The organism is Methanobacteriaceae archaeon (assembly GCA_013403005.1).
GTDB lineage: Archaea > Methanobacteriota > Methanobacteria > Methanobacteriales > Methanobacteriaceae > Methanobacterium.
The window spans coordinates 114962-131966 of sequence record JACBOA010000001.1 but is presented as its reverse complement, the minus strand read 5'-3'; the positions used below and the strand labels follow the sequence as shown (position 1 = coordinate 131966).

Below are 17005 nucleotides of genomic sequence, written 5' to 3'. Positions count from 1 at the left end.
ATGAATGCCCTTTAATGGGCTGATCTGGCCACTCGCTCTTTTTCCTCCTTCTTACCTACTGAGAAACTTCTGGTGTCTGCTTCTGCTGCCAGTAACAATTCCTCGGCCAGGCATTCTCCGGCGGATTTTTTCCTCTTAAATGCGGATTGTAAAGCTCCTTTGGTTATGAATCCTATGGCTAAGTCCACTCTGCGTTGCGGTGCTATGTCCACTGCCACTTGGTAACCAATTCCCCCGTATTTGATACGGGTTGTTTCTTCTCGGGGAGCTGCGTTTTCCACGGCTTTAACCAGTACCTGTACCGGATTTTCCTTGGTACGCTGGTTTATTACAGTGAATGCTTCTTTAACTATGTTGTAAGCTTTGTTTTTCTTACCGGAGTTCCTTTCGGTTCTCATGATTTTGTTAATTAATCTTTCCACAATTGATACTCTTGATTTGGCGAACTGTCTCTTGACGTGTCTTCCCATGGTGTGGGGGACCATTATTTCATCCAGGCAGATGTAGTTGACCAGTCCCAGGTCCTCTACCTTGACTTCGTCCAGTTCCCAACTATCAAATACTTTGAAGCTCATATCATAACCTCGCTTATCTCACTGGTTTTTCTATTTTACCCTTAACCATTTCTTCCAGGGCTACATTGTTAACTTTGGTGACTTTCCATCGGACTCCAGGAATGTCTCCCATGGACCTTCCTGATGGTCCGCCTATTCCTTCAATGACCACTTCATCGTGTTCATCTATGAATCCAATAGCACCGTCTCCTGGTGCGAATGCTGTTAGTTGTTTACCATTTTTAATGAGCTGAACTCGCACACATTTCCTTATAGCAGAGTTAGGCTGTTTGGCCTCAATTCCCACCTTTTCTATAACAATTCCCCGTGCCTGGGGTGCGCCTTCTAGTGGGTCTGCTTTCACATCCAAGCGTAATGCTTTGCGTTTGTATTCCGTGTCTTTCCACCGGAAGTTTTGTCTGTTCTTTTTAAGCTTTTTCGCTGCAAATAATCCTGGCAAGTATAATTCCTCCTTGTATAAGTTTAATACGATGACTATTCCCTGATCTTATTTTAATTAGGTTCCCTGGATCAGGGATTATGATCAGTATAATCTAAACGTTTGACAGTTTTTTACTTATTTTATAACTATATTATTTATATTGTGCTGCCTTTTGGCCAGTACCCGGGCTCTTTCAATATTTTGCCCGCCTTTTCCAATAGCAGTCCTTTTATTCCTAGAATCAGCTTCTAATGTGGCTATTTTCTCGCCGTTTTCTTTTTGAAGTATTCTTATACTCCTCATTTTGGCGGGGGCCACTAGATTAGCTATAAATTCTGCAGGATCATCAGAGTGTTCAATTACCTCCACACCCTTGTCCACAGTTTTTTGCACCTTACTAACAGTGCTCCCTCTTTTCCCTATAGCCAAACCCATGTCTCCTCTTTTCACCAGGAATGTGATCTTGCCGTTTTCATCATCCACCAGGCAATCTTTCACTGTGGCCCCGGTCATGCTTTCAAAGAGGGCTATGTATCTAATTTCATGGGTGCTGAATTTGATGGTCACAGTTTTACCCCACGATTTCTAGTATGGTAGAATCTCCAGGATCATTCACCATCATTGCGGCTACAGTGAATGGTTTCCCACATACTGATCCTAAATCCACGCTACTGCCTTCAAAGGTGATAACTGGGATGTCTGATAACTCTGAGTACTGCATCACGTCTTCTTTGGCCTCTTTTGGGCAATTTTCTGCTATGATGACTAGTTTCCCTTTTCCAAGCTTCAGGGCTTGGATTGTTTTTTTGGATCCCAGTGTGACATTACCTGTGTCTACTGCTACTCGTATTCCTCTCTCTACGTCCATAGACTGCCTCCTTATTTCTCTTTCATGATGACGCCAACTGAACCTGTTCCCAGTGGTATTGGCTGCCCGATTATAATGTTTTCTATTATTCCAGTGAGATGATCCACCTCACCCCGAATACTGGCCCGGAGAAGGTGTTTACCAGTTTCTTCGAAGGATGCTCTGGCCAGAACACTGGCTTTTTCACCGCTGATACCGTGACGTCCTATGGATTTTACTATACCATCGGCAGTCATCATATCTGCCACCAGCATAATATGCCGCACATCCACTGTGAGTCCCTGTTCTTCCATAGTGGTCTGGGCTTCGTGTATAATAGCGTTACGAGCGGCTTCTATTCCTAAAACCTTTTCAACCTCATGTATATCGTTAGTGGTTGTTCTAACGCGATCTACACCTTCCATTTTCAGGACAGCGCCCAGATTTGAACCTTCAGTATGTATAACCCATTCTTGCCCTTCTTTCCGGATCACGACCTTTCCTATGTTCTTAATTCCACTAATCTGGAGATCGCGAACCTTATCAGCTAAAAGTCGGAGTTCCCTAATGGCATGTTTAGGATCAGTAATCTTAGGTTCAAAACTCAGCAGGTTTTTATTTATTTCTACACTTTTAAAAGCTTTTTCTATCTTGGCCAAAACTTCTGTATAATCCAGACGTTTCTCCTTCACCAGCTCTTCATCTATCTCCACGCTCATGTTCATACTGGCGTAATTGACATTGAAGTCTTTGAGGATGTCATTTAAGGTGATCTTACCTATACGGTTGGCGATGGTGCGCACAAACTCCTCATCACTGGCATGTTCTTCATCAAAGTAGATGGCCATGGTTGGTGTGGATATCTTCTTACGGGCGTCCACGATCTCAATTAGTCGAGGTAACCCCAGGGTAACGTTTAACTCAGCCACTCCTGCATAGTGAAAGGTACGCATGGTCATCTGCGTACCTGGTTCTCCCACTGATTGGGCAGCTACCGTGCCCACTGCTTCACCAGGCTCCACTTCAGAGCGTGAGTAAGCTTTTTTTATTTCTTTAACCAGTTCATCCAGTTCTTTATCATCCAATGCGTGCCTTTCGGCAGCTTCAGCTATTTCCTGAATGAGTTTCTCTGGAAATTTGGCCCTTTTCTTTTTGACCACCTTTTCAACTTTCTCGATGTCCACAAAACCACCTATATTTTACTGTAAGTAAATCCCTATTACCTAATTTAATTTATAATCTATGCCTATTTGTTGATAAGTGCCCCTTAATTAGTAATATCCTTCTGAATATTGTCTTGATTGGTTATTTGCTGGATTTAGCTTTAATACGCATCTCCTCTATTAAACGATCAATATCTGCTACTTTTCCATAGTCACTTTTAGCCGGGTCTATTCCGTCTTCGCCATAGTGGGTTTGTATAACCACTCCCCGGTTGTCACGGACTGTTCTGTCAGTGCTGACCGAAAGATCCTGTAAAGCGTTTACCAGTCGACGTTGCATGTATCCACTCTGAGCTGTACGGATAGCTGTGTCCACCAGACCTTCACGTCCTCCCATGGCATGGAAGAAGAATTCCAATGGGTCTAGTCCGGCCTTGTAACTGGAGTGGACAAATCCACTAGCTTTAGCACCAAGTTCACCTTCTTGGAAGTGCGGAAGGGTTCTTTTACTGTAACCCCTTTCAATTCGACCCCCACGAACAGATTGTTGTCCCACACAAGCTGCGATCTGGGTCAGGTTCAGCATGGATCCACGAGCACCAGTCAGTGCCATTATAACTGCGTGGTTGTCCATCCCAAAGTAGCTTTCTGCGATTTCACCTGATTTGTCCCTAGCTTCACCCAATACTTGCATGATCTTCATCTCCAGGGTTTCCCTGAGACTGCGGCCAGGTAAAGCTTCCAGTTCATCATCACGGTAAGCTTCAATAAGCATTTCAACCTTTTCTTCTGCCTTGGAGAGGAGTTCCTCGATACGGTCTTTGGCTTCCTGAGGTATTTCTTCATCTGCAGTACTGGTGGTGAACCCTCTTTTCATAATACCTGATATAGCCAGTTTTGTGGCTGAATCCAGGAATTCTCTGGCCCTTTCAGTTCCATATTCCTTGACTATGGAATCCAGGATTTTACCAGAGAACGCTCCGAATGCTTTTTCGTCAATGGCACCGGATTTAAGTTCACCATTTTCTATAACCACGTAAGCATCGTTTTTACAGTCTTCTCTCAAGCATTCATCACATTTACGGCAGATTTCTGCCCTGTATACCATGTTCAGGTCTTTTGGTAACAGTAAACTGAATACTTCTTTACCAGTCCACTCCTGGTTTCGGGGTTTGGGTAGTGGCAACTGGGATCTTTTGAGCATCTGGAAGACATCGTCCTCTTTGAATTTTGATCCTTCCCTTGTGAGTAGGTATGCTCCGGATATGTGATCGTGTATTCCTCCAATAATGGGACCTCCGAAACGAGGCGATAGGATGTGTTCCTGGACTCTCATTAGGGATTTTGCCTCGGCACGTGATTCTTCAGTCTGGAATACGTGCATGTTCATTTCGTCCCCATCAAAATCAGCATTGTATGGTGGGCAGACACATAGGTTTAATCGGAAGGTTTTATAGGGCAGAACCTTCACTTCATGTGCCATCATGGACATTCGGTGCAGGGAGGGCTGTCGGTTAAATAATACTATATCTCCATCCATTAGGTGTCGTTCCACTATAAATTCTGGTTCCAGTTTTTCTATGATGGCTTCCTTGGTTTCATCATAGACCCTGATCTTCCTACCATCTGGTCGGATGACATAGTTGGCTCCAGGGTGTTTATTTGGTCCGTTGAGTATGTATTTTTTCATTTCCTCAATGTTCCATTCAGTGACGTAGATGGGTACCGTGACCTCAGTGGCGATCATCTGAGGCACACCCACCTCATTGATACTGATGTTGGGGTCCGGGGAGATAACTGTCCTGGCTGAGAAGTTTACCCTCTTACCAGATAGGTTACTTCTGAAACGTCCCTCTTTACCCTTCAAACGCTGGGCTAGTGTTTTAAGAGGCCTTCCTGATCTGTGTCTGGCTGGGGGTACTCCTGATGCTTCATTATCAAAATAAGTGGTTACATGATATTGTAATAATTCCCACAGATCCTCTACAATGAGTTGTGGTGCTCCAGCTTCCATGTTTTCCTTTAAGCGCTGGTTTATTCGCAGGATGTCTACCAGTTTGTGGGTCAGGTCATCCTCTGATCTTTCACCTGTTTCCAGGGTTATGGAGGGCCTTACAGTAACAGGTGGTACTGGCAGTACAGTTAGTACCATCCATTCTGGTCGGGCTACTTTGGAGTTGATTCCCAGAAAGATGTAATCTTCTTCAGGGATTTTCTCCAGTCTTTCTCTAACCTCGCTGGGTGTTAGTTTGTAATTGCCCTCCACAATGGAAACTGGTTTGTCTATTTTTATATCTTCCTGTTCTGTGTCACATTGGGGGCATTTATCACGACGAGCAGTGGTGTATACATCTTTCACCAGTCCGGTGATGCTCTCCTCGTTCTGGAGTCGGGATTCTATTTTATCATGGTAGTCGATTCTTTCAGTTTCTGTTAGTAGTACTTTTCCACATTCACTGCAGGTTGAACGTAATATTTTGTGTATGGTGTCTGCGAATCCCACATGAATTACTGGTCGTGCCAGGTTTATGTGTCCGAAGTGTCCCTGACAGTCTCCTCCTTTGGAACCGCAGGATCGGCATCTGAGCCCTGGGTCGATAACCCCCAGTCTGGGGTCCATGAGACCAGCTTCTATGGGGTATCCATCTTCATCGTAGGTATCGGGGGTCACGATTTTGGTGACAGACATTCTCCGGATGTTTTCCGGGGATAGCAGGCCAAAGTTGATCTGGGCGATCTTCTTTAAAATTCCTTTCAAGCTCACTCTCTCCTCTATTTTATATTAAGACCCTAATTTTTGTTTGATACCATTATCAGGCTTTGTCTTCAAGAACCAGTTTGGGGAATATGCACAGACTCTTGAGTTCGTCTAACAATAGTTTAAATGCGTATGATATTTCCACTGGGAAACTGTCTGAGTCCCCACAGATTGGGCAGTATTTTTTATCTCTTATGCGATCGTGTATGGCCACCATTCCGCATTCTCCACATACAATAGCCTCATATTTATCAGATTCATCCAGCAACCGCTCTTTAAGTGCTAATGCAGCCCCATGAGCTATCAGACAGTCCCTTTCCATTTCTCCAAATCTTAAACCACCTTCTCTGGCTCTTCCCTCGGTGGGTTGTCTTGTTAGTACCTGGACTGGCCCTCTTGACCTGGCGTAAACTTTATCAGAGGTCATGTGGTGCAGTTTCTGATAGTAGGCAACACCTACGAATATCTCTGCTTCGATTCTCTCACCAGTAATCCCGTTGTACAGAGATTCTCTGCCTGCGGTTTCGAAACCATTCGCTTTTAATAGTTCCATGATTTCATGTTCGTGTGTTCCACTGAATGGTGTTCCATCCATGCGTTGTCCTTCCATACAGCCCGCTTTTCCTGCCAGCATCTCCAGCACCTGTCCCACGGACATCCTGGATGGAATAGCATGGGGGTTGACAATTAGGTCTGGAACAACTCCTTCTGCTGTGAAGGGCATGTTTTCCTGTGACACTATAAGACCAACAACTCCTTTTTGTCCATGTCTTGATGCGAATTTATCTCCAAATTCAGGTTGTCTCTGGTCTCTTACTCTTATTTTGGCCAGTTTACTGCCTTCAACTGTTTCTGTGAGCATCACTGCATCCACCACCCCGTGTTCTCCGTGACGTACAGTTACTGAAGTTTCTCTTCTTCTTTCAGCTACAGTTCCAAATTCATCGATTTCTTCCAAAAAACGAGGTGGGGATGTTTTTCCTATGAGCACATCTCCAGATTTCACATTCACTTCCGGGTTTACAATTCCATCTTCATCCAGGTTACGGTAGACCTCTTCTGAACGGTATCCTCGTACCATGTTTTCTGGTACTTCGAATTTATCTTCCTGTCCTCCCGGATATCTTCGTTCAGAGGCTTCATAAGATCTGAAAAAAGAGGATCTGGCCAGTCCACGTTCCAGGGAGGCCTTGTTCAGTATGAGGGCATCTTCCATGTTGTAACCCTCATAGGACATGACTCCTACCACGAAATTCTGACCGGATGGTCTTTTATCGTAATGGGTGGCATCCATACTTCTGGTTTTAACGATTGGTACTTGTGGTTGGTGGAGTAAGTGTGCACGAGTGTCTGTTCTCAAGTTATAGTTTGAAACGTAAAGTCCCAGTGCCTGTTTGGTCATCCCTGCTTCCATGGTGTTACGAGGGGATGAGTTATGGTTGGCGTAGGGTATGATCCCGGCGCATATTCCCAGCATGGTTGCTGGGTCTATTTCCAAGTGGGTGTGATATTCATTGATTTCATGAGCGAACATGGCAATATAGGTGTTTTCTTCTTCCTCGGCATCCAGATATTCGATTACTCCCTCATTAACCAGGTCCTGCCAAACCATCTCACCATCGGCGATTTTTTGTATGTGTTCATCTGTTAAGAGTGCTTCACCGTTTTCCACTACTATTAATGGTCGGCGGGTTCTTCCCGGGTCATTGAATATATATATTTCATTATTCTCCGGGTAATGAGTAATGTTCATTTCATGGGAAACTTCCCCAGATCTTCTTTTCTGGCGCATTTCTTCCACAAATCCTTCTGGATCATCACAAGTTCCAATAAGTTTCCCGTTAGTATAAATTTTGCATTTTTTCACGAATCGGCCCCCAATAACTGGCTTTGATAATAAAATAAATTTTAACTCCTAAATTTCTATTCTTTCCCTTTTTTACAGATTTTCCATTTTTAGATGGGGTTTACGTTCTTCATTTTTTTGATTACAGCTTCCAGTTCATCAGGATCTGAACCCTCAGAGATCTTGGCCAGTATGGCCAGGTTTTTCACCAGTCCACAGTTGGGTCCCTCTGGGGTTTCATTGGGACATATCTTACCAAACTGGGTGGGATGCAAGTCACGAGCTTCAAAGTGAGGTTGGCTCCTTGAGAGAGGAGATACAACACGTTTAAGGTGAGAAAGAGTTCCCATGTAACTGGTGCGGTCAAGAAGCTGACTCACACCTGCCCTTCCCCCTACCCAGTTTCCAGTGGCTATGGCATGTTTGATGTTTTCCGTGAGCACATCAGAACGAACTGCCTGTTTGACTGACGGTTCTTTACCTCTTGCCAGGCTTCTTTCTAACTGGTATGTCATGTCACGGGTTAGGCTGGTGAATGCCACCCTGAAAAGGTCTTCCATGAGGTCTCCAGATACGCGAAGTCTTTTGTTAGCGTAGTGATCCTTGTCGTGTGGTTCACGTTCATCAAAAATAACTTGCAGAAGCATCTCGGTCATTTCAGCCAAGTATGTGGCTTTTTCAGCTCTTTTTTCCGGTTCCACACCAATGTGGGGTAAAAGGTAGCGGTCTATGACATCTTCGGCTCTTTTTATCCTGTATTCCTCTGTCATTCCCTTGGCCACCCGGTTACCAATGTATTTAATTGCATCGTAGGTATTGGTGATCTCAGAGGTCTGTATATCATCTATGAGTAGGAATTGTACGTCTTTTTCTTCTGAAACACTGCTGACCAAGTCTATATCTTTCTCTAAGCCCAGTGCACGGAGTAAAACTACCAGAGGTATTTCTCCAGGTACGTAAGGGAATGATATCCGGAGGAATACTCCTTTTTTCCGGGGTTTACGGTATTCGAGGGTTATCCTTGCTCTAAAACCACTTTTTATTGAGGTCACTATTGCTCGTGCTCGGCGCTCTTCCTTTTCCCCTATTCTTTCCAAGATGATTTTGTTGGGTGCAATTTCTTCCATGGTTACTATGGCTCTTTCTGAGCCGTTGACAATGAAGTAGCCTCCAGGATCCTGGGGATCTTCCCCATTTTCTTCCAGTTCCTTGTAGCTCAATCCATTTAAGTGACAGATATTGGATTTCAGCATTACTGGGAGTTCGCCGATGTACACTTTTTCCATCTGAGCTTCTTCTTCTCCTTTGGTGAGTGCCATTTCCATGTACATGTGGGCAGAGTAGGTGAGATTCCTGAGCCTGGCTTCAGTTGGAAATACATTACTTTTAGAACCATCTGCTTCTTTAATGTAAGGTGGTTTAATTTTTACTTCACCAGTCTCTATAGTGTATTCACCCTGCTCTAAAACAATTGGTTCAGTTATATCGATTATATCCTGTATACGGTGGTCTATGAAGTCATTATATGACTTAATATGATGATCCACTAATTTATATTCATCAAAAAAGGTATCAACAAGTCCCCAGGCATTTTTTACCATTAAATTCCTCCAAAAAACAATCCATACCTATCCATTGCACAACACCAAACGGTAGGTTCTAATTTTTATCTATGAGTTGAAATACAGTATAATAATTTATTAAATATACAATATTTATGTACCTATGTATAAGGTAGCAAATACAATTCTGTGAATTATTAACTCGATATTAATTAAATCTTCAATCAATTGTCCATTATATTTAATCTAAAACCAGATTAATTTTCTATTTATCTAAAACCAAACGATATGTTTCAAATCGTCCTGCAGTTTGGCTTTTTCTGGTTATTTTTAAAACATCCCCCGGTTTAGCTTCTATGGCCTTAACAACCGGATCATCAGCTTTTATTTTAGGAAGCTGTTCAGGATGGATATCCAGTTTTTTTAATACTTTTTTAACATCAGACTTCGACAAAACAACATGATCTGGAACCAGTTCGTGTTTTAAGATATCCTTCTTCACCATTTGATCCTCCACTAAAAATCAGAACGGGCCCGACGGGAATTGAACCCGCGACCACTTGGTTAAAAGCCAAGCGCTCTCCCAGACTGAGCTACGGGCCCTCTAGAACGCCCTGGCCGGGATTTGAACCCGAGTCGTGGGCTCGACAGGCCCACATGATAGCCCCTACACCACCAGGGCAACTTTAGCAGAACTAGAGTATATGGGTTTAAGACATACTTCCTTATATACTTTTCCTTTAGACTACTTATGTTTTAAACATTGTGTTATTATCTACAGGAGGATGTGAATTACTATTCTCAGTTACTTTATAACAGCTTGAAAAGTTTCATCGACTGTTTCCATGGATATAACTTAATTTTAAGTCCCGCCTGCCGGACTTGAACCAGCAACCCTCGGATCTACAGTCCGATGCTCTGCCAAATTGAGCTAAGGCGGGAATTACTTGTGATTTTTGTAAATTAGGTAATGATCAAATGGGACCACCCGGATTTGAACCGGAGTCTCAGGCTCCCAAAGCCCAAAGGATCGACCAAGCTACCCTATGGTCCCCATAACTTACCTAAACATTAATTAATGTGTAAATCATGCCATATTAGGGCTAAAATTACTGTTAACATCAGTTTAGAGCCCCGGACGGGAATTGAACCCGCGACCACGAGATTACAAGTCTCGCGCTCCACCAGACTGAGCTACCGAGGCATTTTAAGTTTTGAGATATTGCCTTATATAGTTTTGGGTGGAAACCAGGATGATGTTAAAAACATTACATTAGTCGTGGTAGTGATCATGATGGTTAATTCAAGTATTTATAGTTGATTTTTTATGCTAATTATTGGAGTACTAATTCTAATCATTTATTTATTTTTTACCCACCTATATTTTATTCTAAGGTTTCTTTATTTAATTGTTTAATTAATGTTTGGTTTTACCTTTTAATGCTGCTGTTCTGAGCACCTCCACAGCTGGTAATCTTTTTCCTGCTATTAAGCTTATGGAAGCTCCACCACCACTGCTAATATGGCTGATTCCAGTTAATCCCATTTGATTAGCAGCAGCTGCCAGGTGTCCGCCCCCAATAATAGAAAACGCTGCAGATGAAGATATGGCATTTAATATATCCTCAGTACCCTGATTAAATCCTTCTTTTTCAAAAACCCCTGCAGGTCCATTGGCAAATATGGTGCGTGCATTCCTAATAACACGAGCGTATTCTGTGGTGGTTTCAGTGCCCAAATCAAAAATAGGCAGGTTGGGAAGTTTACTCACCGGGTACTCCCATCTTTTATCATCCTTACAAACTGCAAGATCAGTAGGTACCATTATCTGACTTTTAAATTTTTTACAGAGTTTTCTGGCCTTTTTAACGTATGCACAGTAGTCTCTGTCCTCTATGAACTTTCTGTTATATTTTTGTATGTTTACTCCCCCACCCCAAAGGAATATGTTGGCCACCAATCCTGTGGTGAGGATGTAATCAGCACTCCCAGCTTCCAGGGCATTTTCCATGACCATAATGGAATCATCAACTTTCACTCCACCCAAAACATATACACATGGCCTTTCCACATTCATTACTGCACTATATAATGCTTTAAGTTCTCTTTCCATCACCCTGCCTGCTGCTGATGGCATTTTAAGAGCAAATCCTACTAAAGAAGGCTGGGAACGGTGGGCAGCTGCGAAAGCATCATTGATAAAAAAATCAGCTAAAGGTGAAAGCAGTCGTACCATGTGCGTTTCTGCCTGTTGTGCTGGTTCTCTCTGGAGTATTTCTTCAGAATAAAAGCGCACATTTTCCAGAAGAAGAATATCTCCATTATTTAACGATTTTATGGCTTCCCGGGCATTACTACCAAATATATCATCCACATAAAGTACCGGCCGGGCCAGAAGGTTAGAAAGGGCTTCGGCATGTTGCTCCATGGTGGTGAAATCTTTTTTGCCAGGGCGACTCTGATGAGCAAGCAATACTGTTTTAGCACCTTTATTCGCCAGTTCAGCTATGGTTTCAGCGTGCAGTCTGATGCGTGTGTCATCTAAGAGTAATCCCGTAAGAGGGTCAACTGGAGAATTGATGTCCACCCGTACCAGAACAGTTTTACCCTCCACATCAAAGTCATCTATAGTGTAAAAATCAGGAGCCATAATAACCCACATTCCATTTTATTATATGTTAGAAGTATTAGCTTAGAAGTAATTATTCTCTTAGAAGTAATTATTCCTAGATGTTTTATTGATTATATTTTACTCACCAGATCTAGCAGCGCCTGTTTAGGGTCAGAGGCAAGTATGATTCCTGATGCCAGGAGAACTCCTTCACTTCCCAGATCCAGGGCAGCTTTCATGTCATCACCAGTGGAAATTCCCGCACCACACAAAACCCTTACATTGGAATTTATGCTTTTAATGGCTGCTACACTACCCTCCACGATCTCAGGTTCAGCTTTAGAAACTGGTATTCCTGATCCAATTAGTTCTGGAGGTTCTATAGCCACAAAATCAGGGTTTAATGACGCTGCTGCGGCACTGGTCTGTATATTGTTGGTGCATAAAACACTGGTCATGTCCGCGGCATTGATTTTATTGACCACATATTCAATATCAGCCAGTTCCATCCGTTGCTCAGAATGATTTATAAGAGTTCCAGATGCTCCTGCTTCTTTGGCACATTCCAGTAGCATAGATCCAGTGTGTCCCCCTGCATCAACTGGATCAATGTGCTGTGCTAAAACTGGTATTTTAACTTCCTGGGATAATCTCCAGAGGTCGGCCCCTTGTGGTGCCGCTGCCATGTTTACCCCAGTCTCCTCAGCAACTTGTTCTAGGGCTCTGGCTAATTGCAGTGCATTTTCTCCAGTGGACTCCATGTAGGTTTTAAAATTTAAAATTACCAAAGGGGTTTGTGTTATTTTCATAATCAGCCTCCAAAAAGTGTGCAGTTTACTGTATTATCTTTTTAGGGGAGAGACATAAAAATATTGTGGTTTCAATGCAGATTGGATAAAAACTCCCCCCCATCATATAGAGCCCTTTAATTGTTGAATATAAATTTAAATTCAAAAAACATGACTCTGAGATGACTTTGAGATGATTCAACTTTTAAAAAAATAATCCACTAATAAATTGATGTGATTAAGATGAGAAAAGTGAGATAAATTATGGTAAAAAATTCAAATAAAATAAAAAGAGAGTTTTTCAACAGTTTTTGCGTTAAACTGCTGAGTTGTGGTTTTTATTCTTGCTATCAAATGTAGTTATTCTTTTATAACTATTTCAGAGCTGAGACGAGAAGTAGGTACACCCCTTTGTGGTACATCTCGGTAGTCAACCCATTGACCGTTTTGATAGACTTGCACTGAACGGTGATTGCTAACATAACTGTTTGCGTACTGGATTATTCGTGCTTTTTGACCAGATGATGTTAATCTATTGTAAGCTGCTTCACTGATATCCCAACAATCTCCGCTTCCACTCCATCCATAGTTATATTTGTAAGTTTTGGTGTAGCTTCGGACGGCTGTTGCGTAGGATTTTTTTGATGATGTTTGGGTTGATTTGCTTGAACTGTAACTGGATTCGCTGGTACTTTTTTCACCGGCTGCAGCCTGGACCTGAGCCACGTATTTGTCCCAGTTTTCCATGGCTTTTTGGTGTCTTTCCCCACAACTCCGTCAACTTTTAATCCGGCTTCTTCCTGGAAAACTTTAACCGCTTTTTCAGTGTCAGCACCGAAAATACCATCTATTTCACCAGAGTAGTAACCGTAATCAGTTAACCATTGTTGCAGTTCTTTGACCTTATCTCCGGTAGAACCGAGTTTTAATGAACCATCTGTTGTTTTGTTACCTAAGATTTTTGTGGAATTCTCACCGAATGGTTTTTTGTTTTGAATCACGTTCTGTGCTTCTTGAACATCAGAACCTGAAACTCCAACTTTCAAACCATCAGCAGGATTCGCTTGATTCACATCAGTTTTCTCGTCACCCACAGCACCCGAAATAGGCACCGCAGCAACAACCAAACACAGCATACAAACTACTGCGTAGGTAAAGTTTCGCTTCACTCGCTTAATTATACCGCCTCCGTGTCCCATAAAATAACTTTTAAAGGACTCTTTTGGACTACTCTATGATGGAAACAATATCACTTATAAAGGTTTCGAAATAATTCTCTAAAAAAGGACTTTATAGGGCTTTTTTTAACATTTAAGACACTCTGTGAGGTTATTTTAGTAGATGATCTCGAACAGACTGGTTCCTTTAGTATTTTTAATAAATCAGCTCAATTAAAAGCCCATTTTGCTAAAATAAGCATATGCAATTCATTAATCTATGAGAGACATACTCCCTTATTAACGATAAAATGGAATTAATCAAACTTTAAATGTTTAAAGAGCATCAAATCATGAGTTTTTACAAAAAATAGATAATATGAATAATAATCCTATTTAAAGAATTTTAAAGCTTTTTTCGAGAATCCACGCTTATTTTTGAATTGTTAATAATTTTAACCCTATTAGAAAGGAATAATTAATAATCTTTAATATGGAAATATCAGAACATGTGATTTTATCTGAATAGATACATATGATGCATTATGAAGTTGAATGATGAAACATACCACTATAAAAATATAATACTATTGATAAACTGAATGTAAACACTGAATTAATATCCTAAACATATATTACTTTATGCAAAATTTTTTTCAAAAATCTAAAAAAAATCTAATAAATATTTCACTGAATTTTATTAAAAAATAATCATTATTAATATAAAAATCCTTGACAATCCCTATTAACTCCTATCTCCATATTCTAATGGTGAAAAAAATATGCCAATATCAGATACAGTTATTAAAAATTTAGAGAAAAAAGGATATCGTTTTGTGGGCTCAAAAAGACATGCCGCAGCCAAAGTGTGTCACTGGACTAAAAAAAGCCTCCTTGATGAGGGAGTGTGCTATAAAGAAAAATTTTATGGTATAAAAAGCCATCGCTGTCTTCAGATGTCACCCAGCATTCCCTTCTGCCATCATAAATGCCTTTTCTGCTGGAGAGATATTTCCATAACCAGCACTACCTGGGATGAGGAATTTGATGACCCAGGAGATATAATTGATGGCTGTATTGAGGCTCAGCGCAAACTGCTGGTGGGTTTTTTTGGAAATTCCCAAGCTAATCAGAATAAGGTTAGGGAAGCCCAAAATCCTAATAATGCTGCCATTTCACTAGCTGGTGAACCTCTTCTTTATCCTTCAATAAATCAACTTTTAGAAGAGTACCAACAAAGAAACTTCACTACATTCCTGGTGAGTAACGGTTTAAGCCCTGAAAAACTAAAAAACCTTAATCCTGAACCAACCCAGCTTTACCTATCTCTTGATGCTCCCAATCCAGAAATATATAAAAGTATCTGTGATCCACAGGTTGAAAAGGGGTGGGAAAAACTAAAACAGTCCCTGGATCTTCTATCCACTTTCAACTGCCGCACTGTTATCAGAATGACTTGTGTTAAAGATTACAACATGTTCCATCCTGAGGAATATGCTCAAATAATTGAAGGTGCTGATCCTGACTTTGTGGAAATTAAGGCATACATGTATGTAGGGAGTTCCCGCGACCGGCTGAAATTTGATCATATGCCTAAATCTAAAGATATCTTCGAATTTGCAAATTCTGTTGCCAATCTATGCGGACGAAAAATAGTAGATCATGCCCCTGAAAGTAGAGTTGTTCTCTTGGCCTAATACCTAATAAGTTTTAGTACTCCCATGGCCATCAAACCGACAATATTCAAATTATAAAATCCGAAATGATATTTTGATCCACAATACTTTTATTTAGGTTTTTTATATGTTTTCCTTTTTCAATGACTAAATTCCCTTAAATTTCACTTAAATCTAAAGGAGAATTCTTTATTGGAATCTTTATGGGAAATAATTATTTTTGTATTGATATGCTTTATGCTTTCTAAAGAATTAAACAATGGCTAGATAAAATTAGATAAAAAAGTAGATAAAAATTAAGTTAGATGGATATTAAACAGTATTCTAATCAATATGAGATATATTATCTATCCAGTGATGTATCCTTCAGTTGCCTTTTGATCTATTTAAAAAAATTGACTGTTTGAAGAATATGCTCACTTTTTAAATAGTTTTTTAAATCATTTTTAATGATATTTTCCCATATATTTAATTATAAGTTAGGTAAATACAGATTAATTAATTAGTTTATAATATCTAGTTAGAATCTACTTATATGGAGGACAGAATAGGAAGTGGTAGGATGAAAAGGTTGTTGTTGGCATTAGTAGTGTTAATGTTTGTGATAAGTCCAATTTACAGTGCCAGTACATCGGGTTTTGCAATCACCTATGGGGAGACAACATACAATAACCCCTCATACAAGAGCACAGTTTTGAATTATTTCAAATCACAAACCAGTAAAGATGTTAATAGTGCTAATTCAAAGGTTATAACTGCATCCGAAGTTAATCAAATATCCAAAGACATCAGCGGCCGCACCTACAACTCACAGCAGATCTTTTCCTGTGCCATGGTAGATCTTAGTTACAGTCAGGGTATCAAAATCATTGTGGACAAAAATACCATAACCACAGTTACATCTAAAATGTATGCCAATGCTCTAAAGTCAACTGGAATAGAGAATGGTTATGTGGTGGTGACTGCACCAGTGACGGCTACTGGAGAATCAGCCCTGGCAGGAGTTTTAAGATCCTATGAAATTGCAGTGGGTGCATCTATACCTGCGGATGCTAAAAAAGCAGCTACTGAGGAACTGTACACCCAAACTCAGATCGCCAACCAGACCGGCCAAAATGCTGATAAAATTGCTGAACTTTTTGAAAAATCTAAACAGGAAGTACAAAAACAGAATTTGCAGGATCCCACCCAGATAAAGGCCATAGTTATAAACATTGCAGCCACTTTGAACATCAACCTAAGTGACCAGCAAGCCCAGCAGATAGCAGATGCTCTGGCTAACTCCCAAAAAGCCCAGAGTAGTCTAACTGATTTCAAAAACCAACTCCAATCTGCAACACAACAAGCATCACAATCTGAAGGAATACTGGGGCAGATATGGAACTACTTGCAGAGTTTCTTGGACTACCTGAGAGGTCTTATTGGCATCTGAAAATTAAAATAACCATTAAATAATATTCTGAATAATAGGAATGAGATGTTGTAGTTAAAATTAGATTAATAAAAATGAATCCCCATATTTCTTATTGAATGGATAGATTGAATACAATTTGGAGACTAGGGTTCATAAGAAAATTTATAACCAGATCACACCTACAATA

The 17005-nt window shown here is 40.9% G+C and carries 13 protein-coding genes, 5 tRNA genes and 1 pseudogene; 2 read left to right on the top strand and 17 right to left on the bottom strand.

What is annotated here, in order from left to right; all coding sequences use genetic code 11:
- Positions 1-11: 11 nt before the first annotated feature.
- The 17 genes and pseudogenes from HVN35_00645 to HVN35_00565 form a co-directional block, all read right to left on the bottom strand.
- The gene (locus HVN35_00645) at positions 12-575 is read right to left on the bottom strand and encodes a 30S ribosomal protein S7 (protein ID NYB51063.1); all 564 of its coding nucleotides are present in this window, start codon (positions 573-575) and stop codon (positions 12-14) included.
- A 13-nt stretch (positions 576-588) separates the two neighbouring features.
- Complete coding sequence (locus tag HVN35_00640) at positions 589-1014, bottom strand: 30S ribosomal protein S12 (protein NYB51062.1); 426 nt, start codon at positions 1012-1014, stop codon at positions 589-591.
- 117 nt (positions 1015-1131) lie between these two features.
- Positions 1132-1563: a NusA-like transcription termination signal-binding factor gene (locus HVN35_00635; protein ID NYB51061.1), complete on the bottom strand. Its 432-nt coding sequence runs from the start codon at positions 1561-1563 to the stop codon at positions 1132-1134.
- Positions 1564-1567: 4 nt separating this feature from the next.
- Positions 1568-1864 (bottom strand): 50S ribosomal protein L30e, encoded by a 297-nt coding sequence (locus HVN35_00630; protein ID NYB51060.1) that lies wholly within the window; start codon positions 1862-1864, stop codon positions 1568-1570.
- 11 nt (positions 1865-1875) lie between these two features.
- Positions 1876-3027, bottom strand: a complete 1152-nt coding sequence (rpoA2, locus tag HVN35_00625; GenBank protein ID NYB51059.1) for a DNA-directed RNA polymerase subunit A'' — start codon at positions 3025-3027, stop codon at positions 1876-1878.
- 121 nt (positions 3028-3148) lie between these two features.
- A complete protein-coding gene (locus tag HVN35_00620; protein NYB51058.1) occupies positions 3149-5764 on the bottom strand; it encodes a DNA-directed RNA polymerase subunit A' in 2616 nt (871 codons plus the stop codon).
- 55 nt (positions 5765-5819) lie between these two features.
- Positions 5820-7631, bottom strand: a complete 1812-nt coding sequence (gene rpoB / locus HVN35_00615; GenBank protein NYB51057.1) for a DNA-directed RNA polymerase subunit B — start codon at positions 7629-7631, stop codon at positions 5820-5822.
- Positions 7632-7720: 89 nt separating this feature from the next.
- Positions 7721-9211, bottom strand: a complete 1491-nt coding sequence (locus HVN35_00610; protein ID NYB51056.1) for a DNA-directed RNA polymerase subunit B'' — start codon at positions 9209-9211, stop codon at positions 7721-7723.
- 226 nt (positions 9212-9437) lie between these two features.
- Positions 9438-9677, bottom strand: coding sequence for a DNA-directed RNA polymerase subunit H (locus HVN35_00605; GenBank protein NYB51055.1), 240 nt, complete (start codon positions 9675-9677; stop codon positions 9438-9440).
- A 24-nt stretch (positions 9678-9701) separates the two neighbouring features.
- A tRNA-Lys gene (locus HVN35_00600) sits at positions 9702-9775 on the bottom strand.
- Positions 9776-9782: 7 nt separating this feature from the next.
- A tRNA-Asp gene (locus tag HVN35_00595) sits at positions 9783-9854 on the bottom strand.
- Positions 9855-10039: 185 nt separating this feature from the next.
- A tRNA-Tyr gene (locus tag HVN35_00590) sits at positions 10040-10113 on the bottom strand.
- Positions 10114-10151: 38 nt separating this feature from the next.
- Positions 10152-10226: transfer RNA gene (locus HVN35_00585), tRNA-Pro, on the bottom strand.
- Between the two features lie 76 nt (positions 10227-10302).
- Positions 10303-10376 (bottom strand) — tRNA-Thr (locus tag HVN35_00580).
- Positions 10377-10589: 213 nt separating this feature from the next.
- Entirely contained in the window at positions 10590-11822 is a 1233-nt protein-coding gene (pgk, locus tag HVN35_00575; GenBank protein ID NYB51054.1) for a phosphoglycerate kinase, read from the bottom strand.
- Positions 11823-11914: 92 nt separating this feature from the next.
- Positions 11915-12592, bottom strand: a complete 678-nt coding sequence (tpiA, locus tag HVN35_00570) for a triose-phosphate isomerase (GenBank protein ID NYB51053.1) — start codon at positions 12590-12592, stop codon at positions 11915-11917.
- Between the two features lie 339 nt (positions 12593-12931).
- Positions 12932-13707: pseudogene (locus HVN35_00565) on the bottom strand (peptidoglycan-binding protein).
- Positions 13708-14510: 803 nt separating this feature from the next.
- Between HVN35_00565 and HVN35_00560 the strand changes: the two are divergent.
- Together HVN35_00560 and HVN35_00555 are read left to right on the top strand one after the other, a co-directional pair.
- The gene (locus tag HVN35_00560; protein NYB51052.1) at positions 14511-15425 is read left to right on the top strand and encodes a 4-demethylwyosine synthase TYW1; all 915 of its coding nucleotides are present in this window, start codon (positions 14511-14513) and stop codon (positions 15423-15425) included.
- 541 nt (positions 15426-15966) lie between these two features.
- Positions 15967-16836, top strand: coding sequence for a DUF1002 domain-containing protein (locus tag HVN35_00555; GenBank protein ID NYB51051.1), 870 nt, complete (start codon positions 15967-15969; stop codon positions 16834-16836).
- Positions 16837-17005: the final 169 nt, after the last annotated feature.